The organism is Tahibacter caeni (assembly GCF_024609805.1).
Taxonomy (GTDB): Bacteria; Pseudomonadota; Gammaproteobacteria; order Xanthomonadales; family Rhodanobacteraceae; genus Tahibacter; species Tahibacter caeni.
Map to the genome: position 1 here is coordinate 1 of NZ_JANFVR010000476.1, position 2,689 is coordinate 2,689.

The window sequence follows — 2,689 nt, forward strand, 5'->3', positions numbered from 1 at the left end:
CTTCCGATCTGCGGTGCTGATGGGCGTACTGCAGCTGCAGCAACCGGCTTCGCCGCCGCTGGCCGGCGCGCCGTCCAAGACCGATCCGGCCGCGGCGATCGCCGCCGCCGATCGCCAGTTCAAGCAGGTGCGCACGCAGGATCCGCGCCTGGCCGCCGCCTCCGTCGAACTCGACGCGGCGGCGGACGAGATCCGCCAGATGCTGCAACAACAGCCCGATGCCGTGTTCCTGGTCGGGTTGCTCAACCGTACCAACGAACGACGGCTGAAACTTGCGCGCATGGGGCAAGCGTCGAGCTGATCCGTCCCGGAGACCACATGAACATGAAACCGCTAATCATCAGCGTGCTGCTTGCCCCGGGCCTTGCATCGGCCGGCACGCCGATCAACGAGACGCGCGAGGTCGATGCGACCGCGCGCATCGAAGTCAGCAACGTCAAGGGCGCCGTCAACGTCAGCGCCTGGGACAGGAACGAAGTCGCGATCAGCGGCAGCCTCGGCGACGGCGCCAAGCGCCTGGCCATCGACGGCGGCCGCGGCTCGCTGAGCATCCGCGTCGAAGGACCGGACAAGTCCAAGGGCTTCCTGAACTGGGGCTCGGACTCGTCGATGCAGGAAACCATACTCGACCTCAAGGTGCCGCGCGCCGCGGCGCTGGAGATCGGCGTCGTCAGCGCCGAAGTCGCGGTCAGCGACACCGCGGGCGGCAACATGCAGGTCGATTCGGTGTCGGGTCGCATACGTCTGGCGTCGGTGCAGACGCCGCGGCTGCGGCTCGAAAGCGTCAGCGGCGACATCGACTTCCAGGGCCGCAGCGACGACGCGTCGGTCGAAACGGTCAGCGGCGACCTGATCGCCCGCGGCGTCGGCGGCCGCACGCGCGCCGAGACCGTCTCCGGCAGCCTGCGCATCACCGCGAACAGCCCGTTCAAGCAGTTCGACGCGAGCAGCGTATCGGGCGACATGGAAGTGACCGGTGCGCTGGCCTCGGGCGCGCGCGTCGAGATCGAGACCATGAGCGGAGACGTGCGCCTGAACCTGCCGGCGTCGGTATCGGCCCGCATCACCGCGGAAAGTTTCAGCGGCACCCTGCGCACGGATTTCGGCACGGTGCGCAAGCCCGAGCACGGTCCCGGCTCCAGCCTCGACGCGACGGCCGGCAGCGGCGACGGCGAGATCTCGGTCGACAGCTTCAGCGGCGACGTGACGATCCGCAAGGAGTGAACGGCCCGGCCGGCGGCATGCCGGCCGCGGCTCAGAACAGCAGGTAGGTCGACAGGATGTACTTGTCGCCCGATCGCGGCGGCGGCGCCTCGTGCTGATACATCCAGTACGGCGGGAACATCAGCAGGCGTCCGGCGCGCGGCCGGATGTGCAGTCCGAGATCGGGAAAGCAGGTCTCGCCGCCGTCGGCCACGTCGTTGAGATACCAGAGAAACACGAGATAGCGATTCGCGACCGCGTCGATCGAATCGAAATGCAGCTGGAAACGTTCGTCGCCGCCGGGCCGGTAGCGCTTGATCACGAGCTCGCTGATGCGCCGCGCCGGCGGCACGCCGATCTTCAGGCCCACCTCGCGGTTGTAGCGTTCGAGGCAGGCGTCCATGTGCGACAGCAGGAAGCCGCGGAACGCCGCGTCCGACAGCGGCGAGATGTCGAGCTCGGTCCAGGCGCTGTCCTCGAGACCCGCGCGTACGCCGCGGCCGTTACCTCGCTGGAAGCGCTGCAGTCCGTTGAACGAGGCGATCAGCTGCGTACACAGCGTGGGGTCGAGATCGTCGTCGTAGCAGCGCAGATAGTGCTGCAGGCGATCGCCCTCGCCGCTCACCAGGCGTAGCCCCAGCGCACGAGATACGGATCCAGCAGCGGGCGCAACGGCTCGAACCATTCGGCATAGGCCTGCCAGCGGCCCACGGCGCGCGTGTTCACGGCTTCGGTCACCTGGGCGTAGCTCGGCGTGGAGATGTAGCCGCGCTGTTTCGCGCGCGCCTCGGGGCGCAGCAGCGCCTCGTTCCAGTCCAGGCCGAGGAAGTCGGTCAACGCGCGCGCGCGCGCCGGCAGCTCGGCGACGAGATCCTCGTAGCGCGAGACGTACACGTCGCCGCCGAGAAGCGCGTGCTGACCGATCCAGAAATCCATCGCCGCCGCATAGCCGCGCGCCGTGCTCTGCAGGGTTTCGCAGAGCGCGACGAACGCCGGCGAGCGGAAGTTCTGCATGTAGTTGCTGAGCACGACGTCGGCCGGATGGCGCAGCGCGAGCACGATGCGCGCATGCGGATAGAGCCGGCGCAGCAGCGGCAGCTTCAGGAGGTTCAGCGGATTCTTGTCGACGAGCCGCGTCGACGCGTTCCAGTTCACGTGGCGCGCGACGCGCTCGCGGTAGATCGCGCGCATCGCGGCGCACTGGCCCGGCGTCAGCCGGCCCAGATCCTGCGGATAGCGCAGGCCGCCGTCGTGCAGGTAGTCGACGAGATCCTGCAGGTAGGCGCGCTCGTCCATGCAGGCCAGCGCCGGATGCGCGTCGAGCATGGTTTCCAGCAGGGTCGTTCCCGAACGCGGAAAGCCGACGACGAACACGGGGCTGGCCGCCGCGTCCGGCGCGCCGGGATCGGGCTGCCATTCGGCGAATTGCGCGGCGTCGAGGCGCCGCTCCACGCCGGCCAGCGGCGTCCCGGCGAACAGGCGCGGC

General features: G+C 69.1%; 3 protein-coding genes and 1 pseudogene. 2 read left to right on the forward strand and 2 right to left on the reverse strand.

The features are described from left to right. A pseudogene (locus tag NON22_RS22825) lies at positions 1-301 on the forward strand (hypothetical protein); the annotation flags it as partial. Positions 302-324: 23 nt separating this feature from the next. Then, positions 325-1,224, forward strand: a complete 900-nt coding sequence (locus NON22_RS22830; protein WP_257389288.1) for a DUF4097 family beta strand repeat-containing protein — start codon at positions 325-327, stop codon at positions 1,222-1,224. A gap of 31 nt (positions 1,225-1,255) precedes the next feature. Here the strand turns inward: NON22_RS22830 and NON22_RS22835 are convergent, their stop codons facing one another. Together NON22_RS22835 and NON22_RS22840 are read right to left on the reverse strand one after the other, a co-directional pair. Continuing rightward, complete coding sequence (locus NON22_RS22835) at positions 1,256-1,828, reverse strand: 2OG-Fe(II) oxygenase family protein (protein WP_257389289.1); 573 nt, start codon at positions 1,826-1,828, stop codon at positions 1,256-1,258. After that, positions 1,825-2,689 (reverse strand): sulfotransferase family protein (locus NON22_RS22840; protein ID WP_257389290.1); only part of this gene is annotated, 865 nt, incomplete at its 5' end. The genes NON22_RS22835 and NON22_RS22840, both read right to left, overlap by 4 nt.